Annotated in this window: 18 protein-coding genes and 1 tRNA gene; 12 read left to right on the top strand and 7 right to left on the bottom strand. The window is 60.2% G+C overall.

Annotated features, from left to right (window positions below; translation table 11 throughout):
• The first annotated feature begins 41 nt into the window (after window positions 1-41).
• The 3 genes from flhA (at window position 42) to ABAC402_RS26730 (ending at window position 3,245) form a co-directional block, all read left to right on the top strand.
• Window positions 42-2,111 carry a flagellar biosynthesis protein FlhA gene (gene flhA / locus ABAC402_RS26735; RefSeq protein ID WP_369751370.1) on the top strand — a complete coding sequence of 690 codons (2,070 nt, stop codon included), beginning with the start codon at window positions 42-44 and terminating at the stop codon, window positions 2,109-2,111.
• 45 nt (window positions 2,112-2,156) lie between these two features.
• Entirely contained in the window at window positions 2,157-2,492 is a 336-nt protein-coding gene (locus ABAC402_RS39680) for a helix-turn-helix domain-containing protein (protein WP_200862123.1), read from the top strand.
• Between the two features lie 222 nt (window positions 2,493-2,714).
• Window positions 2,715-3,245: a DUF4282 domain-containing protein gene (locus ABAC402_RS26730; RefSeq protein WP_023448770.1), complete on the top strand. Its 531-nt coding sequence runs from the start codon at window positions 2,715-2,717 to the stop codon at window positions 3,243-3,245.
• On the opposite strand, the gene ABAC402_RS26725 is transcribed toward ABAC402_RS26730, so the two are convergent.
• From ABAC402_RS26725 to ABAC402_RS26710, 4 genes are all read right to left on the bottom strand, one after another.
• Window positions 3,246-4,289, bottom strand: coding sequence for an endo-1,4-beta-xylanase (locus tag ABAC402_RS26725; protein ID WP_023448769.1), 1,044 nt, complete (start codon window positions 4,287-4,289; stop codon window positions 3,246-3,248).
• Between the two features lies 1 nt (window position 4,290).
• Entirely contained in the window at window positions 4,291-4,701 is a 411-nt protein-coding gene (locus ABAC402_RS26720) for a flagellar export protein FliJ (RefSeq protein WP_023448768.1), read from the bottom strand.
• A 59-nt stretch (window positions 4,702-4,760) separates the two neighbouring features.
• On the bottom strand, window positions 4,761-6,092 hold the full coding sequence (fliI, locus tag ABAC402_RS26715) for a flagellar protein export ATPase FliI (RefSeq protein WP_023448767.1): 1,332 nt from the start codon (window positions 6,090-6,092) through the stop codon (window positions 4,761-4,763).
• A gap of 251 nt (window positions 6,093-6,343) precedes the next feature.
• Window positions 6,344-7,222 carry a helix-turn-helix domain-containing GNAT family N-acetyltransferase gene (locus tag ABAC402_RS26710; RefSeq protein ID WP_023448766.1) on the bottom strand — a complete coding sequence of 293 codons (879 nt, stop codon included), beginning with the start codon at window positions 7,220-7,222 and terminating at the stop codon, window positions 6,344-6,346.
• A 425-nt stretch (window positions 7,223-7,647) separates the two neighbouring features.
• Between ABAC402_RS26710 and ABAC402_RS26700 the strand changes: the two genes are divergently transcribed.
• From ABAC402_RS26700 to ABAC402_RS26685, 4 genes are all read left to right on the top strand, one after another.
• Entirely contained in the window at window positions 7,648-9,597 is a 1,950-nt protein-coding gene (locus ABAC402_RS26700) for a DUF2075 domain-containing protein (RefSeq protein ID WP_023448764.1), read from the top strand.
• A 336-nt stretch (window positions 9,598-9,933) separates the two neighbouring features.
• Entirely contained in the window at window positions 9,934-10,635 is a 702-nt protein-coding gene (ctrA, locus tag ABAC402_RS26695) for a response regulator transcription factor CtrA (protein ID WP_023448763.1), read from the top strand.
• A 194-nt stretch (window positions 10,636-10,829) separates the two neighbouring features.
• Window positions 10,830-11,354: an arsenate reductase ArsC gene (locus tag ABAC402_RS26690; RefSeq protein ID WP_023448762.1), complete on the top strand. Its 525-nt coding sequence runs from the start codon at window positions 10,830-10,832 to the stop codon at window positions 11,352-11,354.
• A 469-nt stretch (window positions 11,355-11,823) separates the two neighbouring features.
• Window positions 11,824-12,192: a helix-turn-helix transcriptional regulator gene (locus ABAC402_RS26685; RefSeq protein ID WP_023448761.1), complete on the top strand. Its 369-nt coding sequence runs from the start codon at window positions 11,824-11,826 to the stop codon at window positions 12,190-12,192.
• Window positions 12,193-12,521: 329 nt separating this feature from the next.
• Here ABAC402_RS26685 and ABAC402_RS26680 read toward each other — a convergent pair.
• Window positions 12,522-12,598, bottom strand: a tRNA-Met gene (locus ABAC402_RS26680).
• A gap of 210 nt (window positions 12,599-12,808) precedes the next feature.
• Between ABAC402_RS26680 and ABAC402_RS26675 the strand changes: the two genes are divergently transcribed.
• From ABAC402_RS26675 to ABAC402_RS26660, 4 genes are all read left to right on the top strand, one after another.
• Entirely contained in the window at window positions 12,809-13,345 is a 537-nt protein-coding gene (locus tag ABAC402_RS26675; protein WP_023448760.1) for an Lrp/AsnC family transcriptional regulator, read from the top strand.
• Between the two features lie 50 nt (window positions 13,346-13,395).
• Window positions 13,396-14,670: a YncE family protein gene (locus ABAC402_RS26670; RefSeq protein WP_031235321.1), complete on the top strand. Its 1,275-nt coding sequence runs from the start codon at window positions 13,396-13,398 to the stop codon at window positions 14,668-14,670.
• 243 nt (window positions 14,671-14,913) lie between these two features.
• Window positions 14,914-15,402 (top strand): hypothetical protein, encoded by a 489-nt coding sequence (locus ABAC402_RS26665; protein ID WP_023448758.1) that lies wholly within the window; start codon window positions 14,914-14,916, stop codon window positions 15,400-15,402.
• 156 nt (window positions 15,403-15,558) lie between these two features.
• Window positions 15,559-16,038 (top strand): helix-turn-helix domain-containing protein, encoded by a 480-nt coding sequence (locus tag ABAC402_RS26660; protein ID WP_023448757.1) that lies wholly within the window; start codon window positions 15,559-15,561, stop codon window positions 16,036-16,038.
• 64 nt (window positions 16,039-16,102) lie between these two features.
• Here ABAC402_RS26660 and mnmA read toward each other — a convergent pair whose 3' ends face one another.
• A complete protein-coding gene (gene mnmA / locus ABAC402_RS26655) occupies window positions 16,103-17,293 on the bottom strand; it encodes a tRNA 2-thiouridine(34) synthase MnmA (RefSeq protein ID WP_023448756.1) in 1,191 nt (396 codons plus the stop codon).
• A gap of 130 nt (window positions 17,294-17,423) precedes the next feature.
• On the opposite strand from mnmA, the gene ABAC402_RS26650 reads away from it, so the two are divergent.
• Entirely contained in the window at window positions 17,424-18,077 is a 654-nt protein-coding gene (locus ABAC402_RS26650) for an exopolysaccharide biosynthesis protein (protein WP_023448755.1), read from the top strand.
• A 305-nt stretch (window positions 18,078-18,382) separates the two neighbouring features.
• Here the strand turns inward: ABAC402_RS26650 and ABAC402_RS26645 are convergent, their stop codons facing one another.
• Window positions 18,383-19,303 carry a flagellin gene (locus ABAC402_RS26645; protein WP_023448754.1) on the bottom strand — a complete coding sequence of 307 codons (921 nt, stop codon included), beginning with the start codon at window positions 19,301-19,303 and terminating at the stop codon, window positions 18,383-18,385.
• Between the last annotated feature and the right edge of the window lie 8 nt (window positions 19,304-19,311).

Below are 19,311 nucleotides of genomic sequence, written 5' to 3'. Positions count from 1 at the left end.
CGTAAAGCGTCTGGAGTTCTTAAGTGGCAAACGCTGCGGCCGTGCCGTTCAAGTTCTCCGAAATCCTCGGGTGGATAAAACGCGGCGACATCATCATGGCCGTTGGCGTGATCTCGATCATTGTGATCCTGATCCTGCCGATGCCGCCGCTGATCCTTGATATCCTGCTGGCGCTTTCGATCACGTCGTCCATCCTGATCCTGATGACCGGCCTGTTCATCAAGAAGCCGCTCGATTTCAGTTCCTTCCCGACCGTGCTGCTGGTCACGACCCTGTTTCGCCTGGCGCTGAACATCACCTCCATGCGGATCATTCTTTCGCACGGCCACGAAGGTGAAGAAGCCGCCGGCGCCGTCATCCATGCCTTCGGCAGTATGATGACCCAGGGCAATTACATCATCGGGGGCATTCTGTTCGCCATCCTGGTGCTGGTCAATTTCGTCGTCATCACCAAGGGCTCGGGCCGTATCGCCGAAGTCGCCGCTCGCTTTACCCTCGACTCCATGCCCGGCAAGCAGATGGCCATCGATGCCGACCTGTCTTCGGGTCTTATCGACAGCGACGAAGCCAAGCGGCGGCGCAAGGAGGTCGAACAGGAATCGGGCTTTTTCGGCGCCATGGACGGTGCCTCCAAGTTCGTCCGCGGTGATGCCGTCGCCGGCATCGTCATCACCCTGGTCAACATCATCGGCGGTATGTTGATCGGCATACTGCAGCATGGTTTGGACGCCGGGGAAGCCGCCCAGACCTATTTGCTGTTGACCATCGGTGACGGTCTGGTCACCCAGATTCCTGCCCTGATCATCTCCATCGCCGCCGGTTTTCTCGTGTCGAAGGCCGGGGTCGACGGTTCGGCCGACAAGGCCCTGGTCACCCAGCTGGCTATGAACCCGGTGGCGCTGGGCATGGTATCGGCGGCGTCGGGCGTCATGGGTTTGATCCCGGGCATGCCGATTTTCTTCTTTGCGGCGATCGCCATCGCGACCGGTTTGCTGGCCTGGAAGGTTGGCCGGGCGCCGAAACCGCCAACGCCCCAGGAAATCGCCGCAACCGAGCAAAGCCACCTGCCGCCGGAAGAGGAACCGATTTCGGCCGCCTTGGCTATCGATGACGTCAAGATCGAGTTGGGTCTGGGTCTTCTGGGCCTGATCAACGACCTGGACGGGCGAAAGCTGACCGATCAGATCAAGGCTTTGCGCCGTACCCTGGCCCAGGAGTACGGCTTCATCATGCCATCGGTGCGCATCCTCGACAATATGCGCCTGAACTACCAGGGCTATTGCGTCCGCATCAAGGAGATGGAGGCCGGCGCCGGCGAAGTTCGCATCGGCGCGCTGATGGCCATGGATCCCTCCGGCCGCCAGGTCGAACTGCCAGGGGAGCACATGAAGGAGCCGGCGTTCGGCCTGCCAGCGACCTGGATCGACAATGCCCTGCGCGAAGAGGCGACCTTCCTGGGTTACACCATCGTCGACCCGGCGACCGTCATTACCACCCACCTGACCGAAATCCTCAAGGACAATATGTCCGAACTTCTCTCCTACTCGGAACTGACCAAGCTGCTGCGCGACATCCCGGGCGACGACAAGAAGCTGGTCGACGATCTGATCCCGACCGTCGTGTCGACCGCGACGGTCCAGCGGGTGCTGCAAGCCTTGCTGAAGGAGCGGGTGTCGATCCGCGATCTGCCGGCTATCCTGGAGGCCATGGGCGAGATCGCCTCGCACACCAAGTCGATCGGCCAGATTGTCGAACACGTCCGCTCGCGCCTGTCGCGGCAGCTGTGCTGGCAAAACCGCGGCGACGATGGCGCACTGCCGATCGTCACCTTGTCACACGATTGGGAGAACGCCTTTTCAGCGTCGCTGGTCGGCCAGGGCGAGGACCGCCAGCTGACCATGGCGCCGTCGCACCTGCAGGAATTCATCCGCTCGGTGCGTGATGTGTTTGAGCGCGTATCGATGAACGGCGAGGTGGCGGTGTTGTTGACCTCGCCCCAGATCCGCCCGTTCGTGCGCTCGATCATCGAACGCTTCCGCGCCAACACGGTGGTGATGAGCCAGAACGAAATCCACCCCAAGGTGCGCCTGAAAACCGTCGGACAGGTCTGACGCTTTTCATTTAACAGATACTATATTATCTATTAAGCGCCAAATTTGGCTTTAAGAGATAGTTTATTGGCGCTTTCGTTATCTGTCCCGAGCGATGTTCTTGATGAAATGCGGCTTCGCCTTCGCGCACTGCGCTTATCGAAAGCGTTGACGCAGGACGAACTTGGTCTCCGTTCAGGCGTCAGCCTGGGTTCGTTGAAACGCTTTGAAAGGACCGGGCAGATCAGTTTTGAAAGCCTGCTACGATTGGCCCTGGTTTTAGGACGATTGGATGACTTTCAACGCTTTGCTGAATCGCTCACCCCAGCCTCCATTCTGACCCTTGATGATAGTGAAAAATTGCCCTCCACTCGGAAGCGTGGGCGACGCAAGGGGCACTGATTTCGCGGCTATGAGACGGCTGCGGCGTCATGCCGTCTTCGCGTCTTCGCGCCTTCGCGCCTTCGCGTGAACCTGAGAAGTTTTTCACGCGAAGACGCGAAGACGCGAAGAAAGGACAAATGCCAACATTCAGTTCGACGCCTGCAAACCCCTTGACAATTCAGGGCAAAAGCGCCTTCTAGACGAATATAGTTCGCCCAATTCGCGTAAAAGGCCAGGCATATGAAACAGGTTATCCGTCAGGTTTTCGGCTCGACCCGGCCGCGCGACATCTGGCTGGACCTGTTCACCTTCAACCGCCTGCTGTCCAAGCCGATCGTTCATATAATCTACTGGTGTGGCCTGGGGATTCTGCTGATTTCCGCCTGCGCCGTCCTGGGCGTGGCGATCGGTCAAGCGATGAAGGACGGCTCCGTCATGGGCTGGGTCCTGGCCCTGCCGATGCTGATCGTCGGCTGGCTTTCGATCCTGGTTTGCGTCATGTTGTGGCGTGCGGCGTGCGAGTTTTTCCTGGCGATCATGAGCATCGCGGAAGATCTCAGCTTCCTGCGCCAGTTCCAGGAAAAGCTGGAAACGCCACAGGCTGTTACGGCGCCGGCGTCGCAACCGCGTGCCCAGGCCGAGTACGACGTGCCCCTGCCGGAAACCGAAGCTGCCGCGTCGCCGACGCGGGCTTCGACCGTCGAAAGTGGCGAGCCCAATATTCTGGAAGATCCATTCTTCCGTCCGCGCTTCGAACGCCGGGATATCTGATTACCGCACCATCTCTACAAACCGCTCGGCCATGGCCTTGGGGCGGCCGCGATCATCGAACAGGACCGGCGCGTCGGCAATTGGCCCCTTGCGTTCGCGCTTCGAATTCAACCACGAATCCTTGTCGCGCAGGCTCCATACCGTCAGGCCGTAGCGCTGGCGCGCCGGTACGTCGTTATAAGCCCTGATCACCGCTTCGAAGACCTTGAGCTGGTCCAGGCGCGGTTTGACGACATTGGTCAGCCGGTCCCCACGCAGGGAAATATCGAGCTCTGATATATGCACCTGCAGACCCAGTGAAGCGATGTCGCGGATGGCGACGATCATCGCGGCCGGGTTCAGATCGGCGCTGATGTGGGCCTGGGTGCCGATGCCGTGTAATGGCGCGCCTTCCTTAAGCAGGCGTTCGCACAGCTTCAGGAAAGTCGTGCGCTTGGCGGGCGTCAGTTCGAGATTGTAGTCGTTGAGAAACAGCACGGCGGCTGGGTCGGCCTGATGCGCCGCTTCGAAAGCCAACCCAATGTAGTCGTCACCAAGGACCTCGCGCCACAGGCATGGCCGCAGGCCACGGCCGTCGTTCCAAATGGGCTCGTTGACCACATCCCAGCCGCGGACGATTCCACCATAGCGACCCGTGACCTTCTGGATATAGGCCACATAGGCGTTGAGGAAGGCGTCCGGAGTGCCCTTCAGCTTCTGGAAGTGCAGCCCGTCCTGAGCGTACCATACCAGGGTATGGCCATGGACCTTCATCCCGTAAGTGCGCGCAAAAGCGGCCAGGGCGTCGGCGCGATCGAACTGCAGTGACCCATCATCGCGCAGCATGTATTCCATCTTCATTTCCCACTCGGCCGTGAGCTGGGAGAAATTGGTAACAGCCAGCCTGGCCCAATCCGGATCGGACAGATGAAGATGGCGCACGGCGACGCCGAGCGGGTAGGTTGACACCGATTTGAGGGGCGGCAGGCCGGGCGGATAAGCCGCGCAGGCCGGAGTCGACAGAGTCAGGGCGGCGGCGCCTGCGATCAGCGCGCGCCGGTCCATGTTAAGCTCTCTTGATACGCAGGGCGGCTTCGTCGAGGGCGGCGTTTTCGGCCTTCTTGAAGGCGGCCTCACGGCGGAGCTTGGTGACCTCGGCGACATGTTCGAACTTCTTCAGGTCTTCGAACGCCATACCCAGTTGGTCGCGGACGCCATCTTCTTCACGGGCCAGCAGTTCCAGATCGGCGATGGCGGCGTCGCGGCGCAACTTGAAGCCGCGCTTGTAGGCGTTCAGACTGTAGGCCATGCCGACATCGTTGCCGGCCTTGACGCATTCCAGCTCGAACTCGGCGTCCAGCGTCGCGACCTTCATCTCGACATGGGTGCGGCGCGTGACCACCTCGGCCAGGCGTTTCTGGAGCGTTTCGACTTCGAAGGTGGAAATACGGATAAGGGATTTGGCCCACTTCGTCATGGTCTACGCTCCTGCGAAAATCGGTTCGCTGCCCGACTTGAGGCGGTTCGCGCCTATAATCAAGCCTGGCTTAAAATTTCCGCCAAAAGGGTAAAGGACTCGTCAAGAGGTGTATATTCATCCTTGCCCTGACGCAGAAAGTCCTCAACGGCCGGATTCAGCAGGATGGCCCGGTCGACATCGGGGTCGGCGCCGGTGCGATAGGCGCCGATGCGGATCAGCTCTTCCATATTGGTGTAGGACGACAACACCTTGCGTGCCTGGCGGACAACCTCGCGTTCGGGAATAGTCTGGCAGTCGGGCATGGTCCGAGAAATCGACTTCAGCACGTCTATGGCCGGGAAACGTCCGCGTTCTGCGATATTGCGGCTCATCACGATGTGACCATCCAGAATACCGCGCACCGCATCGGCGATCGGTTCATTGTGGTCGTCACCGTCGACCAGGACAGTGAACAAGGCGGTGATCGGCCCGGTCTGGGTGCCGTCCGCCAGCACCGGCCCCGGTCCGGCGCGCTCGAGCAGTTTGGGCAGTTCGGCGAAACAGGTGGGGGTATAGCCCTTGGTCGTCGGTGGCTCGCCGGTGGCCAGGCCGATCTCGCGCTGGGCCATGGCAAAGCGCGTCACCGAGTCCATCAGGCATAGAACTTCAAGCCCCTGATCGCGCAGGAACTCAGCCAGGGCCAGGGTCATGTAGGCGGCCTGGCGCCGTTTCAGCGCCGGTTCGTCCGAGGTAGCGACGACGACGATGGCACGCTTCAGGCCCTCAGGCCCCAATGTCTCTTCGATAAATTCGCGCACTTCGCGGCCACGTTCGCCGATCAGACCGACGACGACGGCGTCACAGGTGGCTTCGCGCGCCAGCATCGACAAAAGCACCGACTTGCCGACGCCGGAGCCGGCGAACACGCCCAGACGCTGGCCACGGCAGCAGGTAGTGAAGACGTCCATGGCGCGCACACCGAGATTCAAACGCTCACCGACCCGGGCGCGGGTATGGGCGGCGGGCGGCGCGGCCTTGAGCAGATAGCCGTCCGGGCCTTGGGGGAGGGGGCCATGGCTGTCGATGGCGGTGCCGAAGCTGTCGACGATCCGCCCCAGCCAGGCGGTGGTCGGAAACACCTTGGAGCCTTCGGCGGAGATACGGATTTCGGCGCCGGGGGTGACGCCTTCGACGGGACCGAAGGGCATCATGAGGGCGCGGTCTTCGCGGAAGCCGACGACCTCGACGGGGAGGGGGTCTTCATTACGGCGAATGATTTCGCAGCGTGCCCCGACCTGCATGTAGGACAGGCCGCCCTTGGCTTCGATGAGGAGACCATTGACGACGGCAACGCGGCCATAGACGCGCATCGGTTCGACGGTCCTGGCGATCTGAACGAGATCCAACATGCCGGCAATTATAGTGAACGACGCCTTAAGATTGGTTAACGGCGTTAAGATTTTGGAACCGCGAATGAACGCGAATAAGCGCGAATAAGAATCCCTACCGCTTCCAAGGCTGATTGGCAGTCGAGAATTTAAGTGAAATTCTTACTTCCTTCTCCTCCCCATTTCTTCAATGGGGAGGTGGCGAGCAAGCGAAGCCAGGCCGAAGGCCATTGGCAAGCGCGTCGAGACGGAGGGGTCCTCTCAGCGGCCAGCTACAACCGCTTTTCAAACCAGTGCTGTGCGTACGGATTATCGTTATACGGCGCCACCTCAACATAACCTTGCGCATGATACAGGGCCTGCGCTTCTACTAGCGTTCCGTTGGTATCAAGACAAACCCTGGCCATCCCCCTCTGCTGCGCCAACGCCTCCAACTCAACCAACAACCGCCGGCCCAAACCCAACCCGCGCGTATCCGGCGACACCCAGAGTCGCTTGATCTCGCCGGTCTCTGCATCCAGCCGCTTCAGTCCACCACACCCGATGGCCTTGCCGTCCAGCCGCGCTACCACGAACACCCCGTCCGGCGGCAAAAACTCGCTGTCATCCAAGGGTCCGGCCGTATCCGGATCATAACCCGTATCGAACCTCTGGTTCAGTTCGCGGATATACTGATCGACACACGCCCTTGCATCGACCGTGGCCGGCGACTCCGCTGACACCGTCACGGCCGCCGCCCGATACAGCCGCTCGACCTGTGCCATCGCCTCGACCAGCTTCGCCTTCTGGCGCTCATCCAACGGCGCCAGGATCGACGACGCCAGATCGTCTGACAGCCGGTCATAGGTCTCGACTTGTGCCCGCCCTGCATCGGTCAGCTGGATATCGCGCACGCGCCGATCGGTCTCCGACGGCGTCACCACAATCATCCCCTGGCTTTCCAGAGCCCGCAGCAACCGGCTGAGATACCCCGAATCCAACCCCAGCCGGTCGCGTAGCTCACGCGCATTGCCGCCGTCATGGCCGATCTCGAACAACAGCCGCGCCTCGCCCAGAGGTCGTCCCTGCCCGAGATAACTCTGGTCGAGCGTCCCCGCCCGCTGCGAGACGACGCGGTTGAAGCGGCGGACCTGATCGATCTGGCTAAACATTCTCTGACTTTAGTCAGATAAAATTCGAAGGGCAAGTCATCCCTTCTTTTTCTTTTTCGCGTCTTCGCGTCTTCGCGTGAAAACTTCTTCGATAAGGTTCAGCCGCTCGGTCTTTTGCCGACAGGGCAGAGGTTTCACGCGAAGACGCGAAGACGCGAAGAAGAAAGGTTATCCCATCACAAACACGCCCACCCGATGCTCACAGCGCTGCCGTGGTTCGGCGGCGTCTGCGCCTACGGCATGGAATCGAACGGCGGCTTGATGCAGATCTGCACGGGTCCGTCCAGTTTCAGGTCGCGGCGGATTAAAGCCGTTCAGAGTGGTTTCGACGGGCATGCCAGACTCCGGTTCCTACATTGGGGCGCCGATACAGCTTGGCAAGGCCCGCCTGACCTGGTTTAACCGGCGGCAACCCAGGGGGTTGGATGCGCGCTTACTACTCCGCCGATCGTGACAAATTCTACGCCGACACCGCCGACCATATTCTGGGTGAGCTGGCGCGTGGCCATAACTTCGCGCTCGACCTGGAACAGAAACGCGCCTGGCTGCAACAAGTCACCGTCCTGCGCACCGCCCTGCTCGACGAGGCCGACTTCACCGTCCATTTCGAGTTTGCCATTCCACGCATGGGCAAACGCGCCGATGTCGTCCTGATCGTGCGCGGCTGCGTCTTCGTCATCGAATTCAAGGTCGGCTCCGACCAATTCGACCGCTACGCCATCGAACAGGTCGAAGACTACGCCCTGGACCTGAAGAACTTCCACGAAGGCAGCCACCACCTGTCGATCGTGCCCATCCTCATCCCCACCTGGGTGACCGAGTCGAAACCCTACCAACTGGAACTGGCGCTGGACCAGGTCGCCAAACCTCTGCTGATCGCCGTGAGCGACCTTGCCGACGTCATCCGCCTGATCAGCCGCGGCCGCCAAAGCGACATAGATAGCGCCCAATGGCTCAGCAGCGGCTACCGGCCGACCCCAACCATCATCCAGGCCGCCACCCGCCTCTATGCCAGCCACGCCGTCACCGACATTACCCGCAGCGACGCCGACGCCATCAATCTGGGTCGCACCCAGACGGTGCTCAACCATGTCATCGACACCTGCCGGGCCCAAGGCAAAAAGGCCGTCTGTTTTGTCACCGGCGTGCCGGGCGCTGGCAAAACCCTGGCCGGCCTGAACATTGCGACCCAACGCAGCGCAAGTCTCGACGACCAGCACGCCACCTTTCTGTCGGGCAACGGTCCCCTGGTCGATGTGCTGCGTGAGGCCCTGGCCCGCGACTACGCAGCGCGCACCCATGCCAGAAAGACCGACGCCCACCGCAACGTCCACGCCTTTATCCAGAACATCCACCATTTCCGCGACGCCTACGTTCACAACGAAGACGTTCCGTCGGACCACGTCGTCATTTTCGACGAAGCCCAGCGCGCCTGGACCCGCGCCCAGGCCTCCAAGTTCATGCAGGCCAAACGCGCCGTTGCCGATTTCGACATGTCCGAGCCGGAATTCCTGCTGGAGGTAATGGACCGCCACGTCGACTGGTGCACCGTCATCTGTCTGGTCGGCGGCGGTCAGGAGATCAATGTCGGTGAGGCCGGCCTGTCGGAATGGATGGCCGCCATCCGCGACCGCTTCCCCGACTGGCAGGTCCATGCCTCAGCCCAGATCGTCCAGCCCGACTACGATCTCAACAACGATGCCCGCGCCTTTATCGCCTCAGGTCAGGTCACCCTGCACGACGACCTGCACCTGGGCGTCTCCATGCGCTCCTTTCGCGCCGAGACCCTGTCGGACTTCATCTCTCATCTCCTTAATGGCGATGCCGAAGCCGCCCGCATTGCCCATGCCCGGCTCGACAAATACCCCCTGGTACTTACCCGCGATCTCGACCGGGCAAAACAATGGCTGCGCGATCAGGCCCGCGGTTCGGAGCGCTACGGCCTCGTCGCCTCGTCTGGCGCCCACCGCCTGCGGCCGGAAGGCCTCCACATCAAGGCCGGCATCGACCCGCCGGTGTGGTTCCTCAACGACCGCAGTGACGTTCGCTCGTCCTTCTACCTCGAAGAGGTCGCCACCGAGTTCGATGTCCAGGGTCTGGAACTGGATTGGACGGCCGTGTGTTGGGACGCCGACCTGCGTTACCTCGGTAACTGGCACGGCCAGACCTTCAAGGGCACGCGCTGGCAGTCAATCAACGACCGCTTCCGCCGCTTTTACCTGAAAAATGCCTACCGTGTTATCCTGACCCGGGCTCGCCAGGGCATGGTTATTTTCGTGCCGCGTGGTGACAATGCCGACCAGACCCGGCCGAGTGCCTTTTACGACGGCACCTATAATTTTTTGCTGAGTTGCGGCTTGCCAGCACTTAGCTGAGTCTGGTGCCCAGATCTTTTTCCTGGCAGTCAAAAGTCATCGCGGCCAACTGGCGAAGGCTTCGCTCGCATCGTCGGTAATTGAGTCTTTGCGAACACAGTGTGTGATTCAAAAGACTCAGTACCCGATCTGGGGCCAAAACGGCCGCAAACAATCCTGTGAATAAAGAGAAACCTTGACTCGCGACTCTTGCCGCCGATTCGCAAATCACCCTACGCCGTAATTTGAATTGTTAAGCTTAACCAATCTTAAGGGATTTGCTGTCTAGCATGCGTTATGGGCGGACGCATGTGCCTCCGCAATCCTGTTTTGCCACCGAAGCCGGGAGGGGCTTAAATGCGCGTACTACTGATTGAAGACGATAGCGCCACAGCGCAAAGCATCGAATTGATGCTTAAGTCCGAAGGCTTTAACGTCTATACGACGGACCTGGGTGAAGAAGGCGTCGATCTGGGCAAGATCTACGACTACGATCTCATTTTGCTTGATCTTTCGCTGCCTGACATGTCGGGCCTCGAAGTTCTGCGGCAACTGCGCGTGGGCAAGGTCAATACCCCGGTCATGATCCTGTCGGGCACGTCTGAGATCGAAACCAAGGTCAAAACGCTCGGCGGCGGCGCCGATGACTATATGACCAAGCCTTTCCACAAGGATGAACTGATCGCCCGCATTCACGCGGTTGTTCGCCGTTCCAAGGGGCACGCTCAGTCGATCATCCGCACCGGCGACATCGTCGTCAACCTTGACGCCAAGACGGTCGAAGTCTCGGGCAACCGCGTGCACCTGACCGGCAAGGAATACGAGATGCTGGAACTGTTGTCCCTGCGCAAGGGCACGACCCTGACCAAGGAAATGTTCCTGAACCATCTGTACGGCGGCATGGACGAGCCGGAACTGAAGATCATCGACGTCTTTATCTGCAAGCTGCGCAAGAAACTGGCCGTCGCTGCCGACGGCAATCACTACATCGAAACCGTCTGGGGCCGCGGCTACGTGCTGCGCGACCCGCACGATCAGTCGGGCACCGTCGCCGCGTAAGGCACGCTGGCTACCTGCATCGAAACAAAGCCTGCCGTCCTCTCGCGGCAGGCTTTTTTGCCCCCGCGGGCAGGTAGGCGGCGCAGGACAAATTTTGACGTTCAGGTCAAATTAACCGCCTTTCGCAACGCGATCCTCACAGTTTATCGGTAACTTCGTTCTTGTAGAGTTTTTCTGGCAAGGGGTGGTTGCATATGACGACAAGTGGCTTGCGGACGTTTAATGTCCTGTTTCTGTGTACACATAATTCCGCGCGATCGATCCTGGCCGAAGCGCTCCTGAACCGGTTGGGTGCCGGGCGATTTGAGGCGTGGTCCGCGGGTTACAATCCCGTGGCGGCCATCAGTCCCTATGCGCTGGCCCTGCTGCACAAGATCAATTACAACGCTTCACGCCTGGCGACGAAGCCGATCACGGCCATTATGGGCAAGCACGATCCGGCTTTCGATTTTGTTATCCGCCTGAGCCCGGACCGCCGGGGCAGCTCGCGTACGCCTCAGTTCAAGGACAACCCGGTTATTGTCGACTGGCATCTGCCCGATCCGTGCGACGTCATGGGGTCTTCGGCGACGATCGCCGCCGCCTATGCCGATGTCTTCGACGTTCTGGCCGGTCGCATTGATGTCCTGGCCAATCTTTCAGTCGCCGCTCTGGAAAGCGAAGGCATCGGCCTGCGCCTCGAACGGATGGGTGAGAACCATCTGCGTCTGGCGTCGTAGCTTCATTTATACCAGCCCGCGATGACCTTGACTCATCGCGGACTGGCAAGCGCGCCAGAGAACGTACTTCGGGCGCCCGAGCTTCTGCGAGGAGCCATGGGGGACGCCTATAGCGCAATCCGATAAAGTGGACGCCACTTTTCGGGAAAATTGCGCGACAAAACAAAAACCTAGAGAGAGATGGCGATTCTACCTAAAGCCATCCTGCTCTAGTCCGGCGCTTGAGCTGAAAAAATGCGAATGCCAAGCGTCATTCTTTATGAGGCTTGGTATAAGTGTTGCGTACCCCAATAAAGTGAGGGCAAAACCTGAGCGTGTTCCGCGGGTCCGCGGGTCACGCTCTTTTTGGGTTTAACAATCGATTAACATGGGGATGAACCAACGTTATTTCTTCTGGCGCCTTTATGTTTCCACAGTTTTGTAATAGTAAAAAATTAAGATTTGAGGTCGGTTCCTGTTAGGTAGAATTATGACGAGCGATGACGCGGTGGTTAACCTTTTTGCCCTGGCGCACCCTGGGCGGTTGAACGTTTTCCGCACAATTGTCCGTGCTGGTCCTGATGGCATGGCGGCGGGGAAAATCGCCGGGAGCAATGGGATTCCGGCCAATACAGCATCGACCCACCTCAGCATTCTGACGGGGGCGGGGCTGCTCTCTGCCTACCGCGACGGCCGCTCGATTATCTACCGCGCTAATTTTTCACACTTTTCCGAATTGATGGGTTTTTTGCTGGAAGATTGCACCGAGAACCAGCCCGAAGCGGCCCAGTCCCTGCGCGACTTTTTCAAGTCTCATCCGGCCGCTGAAGTCCCGGCGCGCGTTGCCAAGGCCAAGTGAGTCTGGTAGGGTTAACTCAACCGTAAGCAGGCAGCGGATGCCACAAAGGCTGCCTTTTTTCACGCGTTGACGCGAAGTCTGCGTCCAGAATGAGCGCGTTCCTTCGCTTGGTGTAACCAAGCTCTGGGCAATGGTGAATTCCTGACAGTCCGGGAGCAAAGCAAGTGCCCAATTCCGGGCCCAGCACGTCGCGTTTGCCATACCCACTCTGGAGATTGCGGAGAGCCGAGAAAGTCAGTCTTCTAACCAAAGGCCCGCTCAAACCGCTCTGGACAGTGCCTAATCTCGTGCCCTACGGGGTTAAGAAATTGATTACATTATAAGAAGTTTGGTGGTTGGAGGCGGGATCGAACCGCCGACCTGTGGGTTATGAATCCACCGCTCTAACCATCTGAGCTACCCAACCGTCTGTCGCTGCGTCAGTAACGCCTGCGCGAAGGGGACCGCGTATAACCAATAAGCCCCAACGGTTCAAGCCCTCATGCTCACGAATTTGCACCGCGGTTGCAACGGATAGATCACGTCGCGCCAAATTTTCTTAACGGGGTAGAAATTTCCAAAAAAAGCGGTCTATAGTGGTCATCGGTGCTGGTGTATCGCGTAGCTGGGGTAAATTTTGTCTGACCTGATTGATGAACTGGATGCGCGTATTCTCGACCTGATCCAGGAGGACGCCTCTCTTTCCGTAGCCGACCTGGCCGAACGTGTTGGTCTGTCGCCGTCGCCATGCTGGCGCCGCATCAAGCGGCTGGAGGATCTGGGCGTCATCAGGAAGCGCGTCACCCTGCTCGACGCCGACAAGTTGGGCCTGGGGTTCGAAGTCTATGTTTCGGTCAAGCTTAGCCTGCCGTCGCGGACCAATCTCGAAGCTTTCGAAGCCTGCCTTACAAACTGGCCAGAGGTCGTAGCCTGTGCCACTGTCACCGGCCACGAAGACTATGTGCTGCGCGTTATGACCAGCGACATGCATGCCTATGACGATTTTCTTCGCGACAAGTTGCTGGCCTCGGACCTTGTGTCGGGCGTCGAGTCGCGCATTGTGATGCGCACCGTGCGTTCGACAACAGCGGTTCCCATCCGGCTGACCATGCACGGCGAGAGCAAGGAGACGCCCAAGCTGATCGCCAGAGACGGCGGAAGACAGGGTGCGTAAGAAGACTGGGTGCGTAAGAAGACTGGGTGCGTAAGATGAGAGGGCAGATTATGAAGGTTCGTTGGGGGAGGGTTTTTGGATTGGGGGCCGGCCTGTGGCTGGCTGCCATGGTTAACGGCGCGGCAGCGCAGAATGTCGATCCCAATTCCGAACTGGGCCAGTTCCGCGACCATCGTATCGCCGGCATGAGGGCGCTGGAGGCCGGTGACCTGGCCGGTGCCGCCCGACGCTTTGGCGGTGCCGCCGCCATCCTGCCCGACTCGCCCTCGATTCTGCTGCTGCAGACCCAGGTGTCGCTGCAACAGAAGCGCAAAGCCGAGGCGAGGGCGACGATGGTCGATTACCTCGGGCGCGGCTACGTCCTGGACTTGGCCCGCCACCCGGAATTCAACGCCCTCTGGGATGCTGACATGGAAGACCAGTTGGTCAGCAACCAAAGTCCTGTCGGTGAGATGCGTGTCACCGCGACTCTTCCGGGATTTGGCCTGACCGATAGCATGGCCTATGCGCCGGCCAGCGAACAGATGTTCCTCAGCCACGTCCACACCGGCAAGGTGACGGCCCTCACCGCTGCCGGCAGTCGCGATGTGGTAACGTTTCGTCCTGGCGTAGCCGCCTACGGGCTGGGCCTGCGCGACAACCGGCTTTGGGCGACGACCGCCGCGACGCGCCAGACCAAGGGCTATGACCCCAAGCTAAATATTTCGTCGAAGGTGGTCCTCGTCGATCCCGCCAACGGCCAGATCCTGCAGAGCTTTACCCACGGGACCGACCGCCGGTTCGGCCACCTTTTGATGGGGCGCGACGATCTCTATGTCGCCGATACCAGCCATGGTGAAATCCTGCGGCTCAACGCCTATCAGGGCGAGCTTGAGGTGCTGATCCCCGAAGGCTACATGGACTCGCCCACGGGGCTAACGGAAAACCAAGACGCCACTGTGCTGATCGTCGCCGACTTTATCTCGGGTCTGTATCGAGTTGACCTGACCCTGGGCAGCCTGGTGCGCCTGTTGCCGCCCGAAGGCGGTTCGACCCTGGGCTTTTCGGCCATCACACGCTACGGCAGCGACATCATTGCCATTCAGAACGGCTTCCAGCCCAACCGCATCGTCCGGCTGCGCATGAGTGAGGACTGGTCGCAAATTTTGGCGGTCGAAACGATCTTGCGGTCGAAGCAGCTGTCTCAACCCACGCAGGGCCTGGTGACCGGAGATTACTTCCTATTTGTCGCCCGCAGCCAGTGGGACAATCTCGACAGCCAGGGCAATCCGATCACGCCGGAACCCGAGCCGGCCCTGATTGGCGCGGTGAAGCTGGTCCCGTAGGGCGCAGTAGTGGGGCGACCTGTCCCGATTGTTTTTGGGGTCGCCGTCGACTGACGCCGGCCGGGGCGAATATGGAAATTCCAATCCGATCAACTGTATAGATGGTTAACAGATTCTCATTGCCGCACGTCCTCACCTGTGGCAAGGCTGGCATCAAACCTGCGTGGGAACCAGGTGAGAACGCCGTTAATGTCTCGTTTACGAACATTTCGGCGCCGGAAGTACAACAGGTGAGGTGTCGGAATGGTGCGTAGCATCGCAGCGGTGTGTGTTTTGGCATTGGCCGCAGGTTCGGCTCAGGCGGCGACCTTTACGCCCGACCTCAGCCCGCGAAATGCCGCCCACGAAGCCCAACTGCGTGCCGCAGATTTCGATGGCAACGGTCAGGTCGACGACCTGTATCTGGTCGCGGAGGACTCAGGCCGCGTCGCCGTCCACGTCCGTCTCAACGGTGCGCTTGATATCCGCGTCACCAGCCTGGACTCCCAGGCCAATACCGCCCCGAATCTCCAGGTCGTCGCCCCCGGCACGTTCGACAGAGACTGCGGAGACTATGCCAGCGACTGCGCCGGCGCTATCCTTACCCGTCACGACAGCCTTATCTTGGGTTTGCAAGGCGGTGCCAGCGTTCTGGTCCATTGGCGCGAAGGCGCCTTCGAGCAGGATTTCGTGCGCGCGGACGAAGCCATGGCCGCACGCGCCCTGGCCGGACTGCTGGCTTTCACGTCCTGATTTTTGTTCCGAAGACGGAAGATTTTTCTAGCCGAAACGCGCAATAACCTTATTATGGCATAGCGACGGAGTGAAGTCCCTCGTGCGTTCAAGGCCTGCCGTCAGAGCACAGCTTCGATCAAGATAAACACAAAAGTAAATGAGTACCGACTGACCATGGGGCGTTCCGCCGACTACAGCAAGCAAAACTGCGCTCTTGCGGCCACGCTCGACATTGTCGGCGAGCCGTGGACGCTGTTGATTATTCGCGATGCATTCAGGGGCGTCGCCCGATTCGAGCAGTGGCAAGACTCGCTGGGCATGGCGCGCAATGTGCTGGCCGCCCGGCTAAAGCACCTGGTGGCGCATGGCGTCTTCGAGATGCAAGTCTATTGCGACCGCCCGCGCCGGCATGAATATCTGCTCACCGACAAGGGCCATGAGTTGTGGCCGATTATTGTGCACATGATGGATTGGGGCAAGCGCAACGTCTACGGGGATGCGGTGCCGTCGACCGACCTGATCCACACCTGCGGTCATGAATTGCAGCCCGTGGTACATTGCGCCCACTGCCAGGCGGTGCTGCAGCGCGGTGATGTCACGCTCGAGGTCAATTCCGGCGCGCTGTCGATCGGTCAGTTGTCCCACCGCACATGAGAGCCTGTGGCGGAATAGGCGCCAGCGCGGAATGTGTTTTGATGCAATCAAAACTCATCCCGCTCTAAATCGTCGCTGCCCGCGTGGTGGCGATAAAGCCGCCGCCCAGCACCCGCCCCGAGTCGTCGGCGTCGTACAGCACGCAGGCCTGGCCCGGCGCGACGCCTTCTTCAGCGTCGTCGAACTCGACCTCTATACCGGCTAAGCTCTGGACCAGGCGCGCCGCGACCGGGGGGCGGGTCGAACGCACCCGCGCCAGCACCGGCTTGCGCAATCCGGCGGCGGCGGCAAAGTCGGCCTCGCTGCCCAGCCAGTTGGTTTCCTTCAAGGTCAGAGCGCGCGTCAGCAGGGCCTCACGCGGGCCAACCAGGATTTCCTTGGCGTCGGGATCGATCCTGACCACGAACAGCGGCTCACCCACCGCGACATTCAGCCCGCGGCGCTGGCCGATCGTATAGCCGGTAATGCCGTCATGGCTGCCCAGCACCCGGCCGTCGATATGACGGATGGCGCCTTTTTCGCGTCCCTGTGGCCGCAGGCGGTCGATCAGGTTGGTGTACTTGCCTTCCGGCACGAAACAGATGTCCTGACTGTCGGGCTTTTGCGCCACCTTCAACCCCAGCTGGACGGCGATGTCGCGGACCTGGGGCTTGGGGATGCCGGCTAGCGGAAAGCGAAGATAGTCGAGTTGGTCGCGCGTGGTGGCGAACAGGAAATAGCTCTGGTCGCGGCTCTGGTCGCTGGCGCGGCGCAGGGACACAACGCCGTCCTTGTCGCTGCGCTCGACATAGTGGCCGGTCGCCATGGCCTCGGCGCCCAGGTCGCGGGCGACTTGCAGGAGGTCGTTGAACTTGACACTCTGGTTGCAGCGGATGCAGGGCACCGGGGTTTCACCGCGCAGGTAGGAATCGGCGAATTCCTCTATAACCTGTTCGCGGAATCGGCTTTCGTAGTCCAGCACATAATGGGCGATACCGATCTTTTCGGCCGCCATGCGGGCGTCGTGGATGTCCTGGCCGGCGCAGCAGGCACCGGCCTTCTTCAGCGCCGCGCCATGGTCGTAGAGCTGCAGAGTCACGCCGATGACTTCGTAGCCAGCGACATGGAGCAGGGCGGCAACCACGGTCGAATCGACCCCGCCGGACATGGCAGCGACCACGCGCGCACCGGCCGGAAGGCCGACGCTTGCGCGCGTCGCGGCGATGGCGGCATCCAGGTCAGCGGACTCGATCAGAGGTATGGGGCAGGCCTTCATGGCCGTGTAAATAAGGGAAGTGGCGGCAAATTGCCAGTGCTGGAGCCTCGGGACGGAACACAATCAAAAAATCAGTCGAACCGTTGCACCATTTACCCTATGAGGGGAATCTCACGGGAGATGCGGCGGCATGGGATTCACGGAACACATGATGCGTTCGGACGATGTTCCGGCGTCCAGGATCATTTGCGATCTGGCGGCGCGGCTGGACGGCGATCGCATATCCGTGGGCGAGCTTCTGGGCCAGCTCGAAGGGCGGGCGGTCGGCCTGCTCCTGCTGATCCTGTCGCTGCCCATCTGCATTCCCAATATTCCAGGCATATCGACCATTTTCGGCCTGTTGCTGATCGGCCCGGCGCTGCAGATGATTTTCGGCGCGAGGTCGCTCTGGATGCCGGCTTTCGTCAAAAGATGGAGCTTCAAGGGCGAGCATCTGCGGGGTGCCCTGAACGCCTGCGGAGCGGTGCTGCGCAAGATCGAAGTCCTGGCCAAGCCTCGGATGCGCATGATGACGCGTCGACCGGCCATGGTCTATGCCGGCGTCCAGACCCTCGTGATGGCCTTGATCCTGATCCTGCCGATGCCGGGTGCCAATGTCATTCCCGGCGTCGCGGTCGTGTTGACCGGACTGGCAGTTTTGCAACGCGACGGACTGTTCATGCTGTTGTCGATTCCGGTCGCCGTCGGCGCCGGCACCTGGGTCTATTTCGGCGGCAAATATGCTCTCGCAGCCGTGGTATGGCTGTGGGACGAGGCTCTGAACCTGTTAGGTAAGGTTGTTTAGAGCGGGATGACTTCAGGTGGAATCGCCATCTCGCTCCAATACCAATCCACGATGACCTTGACTCATCGTGGGTTGGCAAGCGCGCCAGCGTACCTTTCTGGGGCGCCCGAGCTTTTGCGAGGAGCCATGCGGCGCTTGAGCTGAAAAAATGCGAATATCAAGCGTCATTCTTTATGAGGCTTGATATAAGCTTTTGTTTTGTCGCGCAATTTTTCCGAAAACGGGAGCGCCCGTGCGAGTGGTGTCCACCTTATCGGATTGCGCTATAGATCCTTCGCTTCCGCCTCCCGTTGGAGGGAGAAAAACTACCGCAACAGGTTAAGCAGGCTCGACGACTGCAGGTCGGACAGGACCTGGGCTGACGCCTGGACCGATACCTGGGCCTGCTGCAGGGCGGTGTAGGCCGAGGCCATGTCGGCTTCCGTCCGCGAGCCGATCAGCTCGTTCAGCGAACTTGCCTGGCTTTCCAGCGCCCCCTGGCTGGTTTCGACGCGTTTCTGCAGTGTGCCGTTCAGTGAGGTCTGCTCAACCAGTTCGTCGTAGACGGCGGAAAACTGGCCAGATTTCTGAGTGAGAAAGACTTTCTGGGCTTCGGTCAACTGGGTACCGAACGGACCGTCGGGACCGCTGTTGAATTCCTGGATATCCTTGAACAACTGCATCATGTCGCCGCCCAGCTCCGAGGCTAACATGCCGGTGCGCAAGGTTGTGCTGGCGTCGATGCGCGATGTCTTCCTGACATTGCCGTTGGCGAAAACGTCGTCGATATCGGTCTGCGCCAGTTCCGACAGGCTGCCAACCGTGATCGGATCCTGGCTGTCATTGCCGCCGGCGAACAGGTACTGGCCGTGGTGTTCGAAGTTCAGACCCTGCAGGGCGATCGAAAAAGCGCCCTGTATGGTTTCCATCAGCGAGGCGCCGCTGTTCGATGCCAGGGCGTTCAAGATGGCTTCCTTGGCGTTGCTGGCGCCCTCGCTGGTGGTGTTCAGCGCCAGGTCCTGGCTGTTCAACCGCTCGGCCACCGACTTGTTGACGGCGATGTAACTGCTCGTCTTGGCCAGCGTCGCCTGGTAGGCGGCGATGATTTCGGATGACCGTCCATAGCCCATCAGGTCGGTGGCGACCTTTTGAGTCGACACCCGGTCATTGGCGGCGTTCTGGCGCTCCTGAGCCTTCATCAGGTTGTTCAGGGCGTTGGACCAGGTGGCAGAAGTAGAGACACGCATTTGGAAGC

It is taken from the genome of Asticcacaulis sp. AC402 (genome assembly GCF_000495835.1).
Classification (GTDB): Bacteria; Pseudomonadota; Alphaproteobacteria; order Caulobacterales; family Caulobacteraceae; genus Asticcacaulis.
The sequence above is the reverse complement of the archived record's forward strand: the minus strand, read 5'-3'. Positions and strand labels throughout refer to the sequence as shown.

Bases quoted from the DNA above. Each gene is read 5' to 3' on its own strand.
- ABAC402_RS26730 (WP_023448770.1), top strand. From the start codon at position 2,715: ATGAAACAGGTTATCCGTCAGGTTTTCGGCTCGACCCGGCCGCGCGAC.
- ABAC402_RS26725 (WP_023448769.1), bottom strand. From the start codon at position 4,289: ATGGACCGGCGCGCGCTGATCGCAGGCGCCGCCGCCCTGACTCTGTCG.
- ABAC402_RS26720 (WP_023448768.1), bottom strand. From the start codon at position 4,701: ATGACGAAGTGGGCCAAATCCCTTATCCGTATTTCCACCTTCGAAGTC.
- fliI (WP_023448767.1), bottom strand. From the start codon at position 6,092: ATGTTGGATCTCGTTCAGATCGCCAGGACCGTCGAACCGATGCGCGTC.
- ABAC402_RS26710 (WP_023448766.1), bottom strand. From the start codon at position 7,222: ATGTTTAGCCAGATCGATCAGGTCCGCCGCTTCAACCGCGTCGTCTCG.
- ABAC402_RS26700 (WP_023448764.1), top strand. From the start codon at position 7,648: ATGCGCGCTTACTACTCCGCCGATCGTGACAAATTCTACGCCGACACC.
- ctrA (WP_023448763.1), top strand. From the start codon at position 9,934: ATGCGCGTACTACTGATTGAAGACGATAGCGCCACAGCGCAAAGCATC.
- ABAC402_RS26690 (WP_023448762.1), top strand. From the start codon at position 10,830: ATGACGACAAGTGGCTTGCGGACGTTTAATGTCCTGTTTCTGTGTACA.
- ABAC402_RS26685 (WP_023448761.1), top strand. From the start codon at position 11,824: ATGACGAGCGATGACGCGGTGGTTAACCTTTTTGCCCTGGCGCACCCT.
- ABAC402_RS26670 (WP_031235321.1), top strand. From the start codon at position 13,396: ATGAAGGTTCGTTGGGGGAGGGTTTTTGGATTGGGGGCCGGCCTGTGG.
- ABAC402_RS26665 (WP_023448758.1), top strand. From the start codon at position 14,914: ATGGTGCGTAGCATCGCAGCGGTGTGTGTTTTGGCATTGGCCGCAGGT.
- ABAC402_RS26660 (WP_023448757.1), top strand. From the start codon at position 15,559: ATGGGGCGTTCCGCCGACTACAGCAAGCAAAACTGCGCTCTTGCGGCC.
- mnmA (WP_023448756.1), bottom strand. From the start codon at position 17,293: ATGAAGGCCTGCCCCATACCTCTGATCGAGTCCGCTGACCTGGATGCC.
- ABAC402_RS26650 (WP_023448755.1), top strand. From the start codon at position 17,424: ATGGGATTCACGGAACACATGATGCGTTCGGACGATGTTCCGGCGTCC.
- ABAC402_RS26645 (WP_023448754.1), bottom strand. From the start codon at position 19,303: ATGCGTGTCTCTACTTCTGCCACCTGGTCCAACGCCCTGAACAACCTG.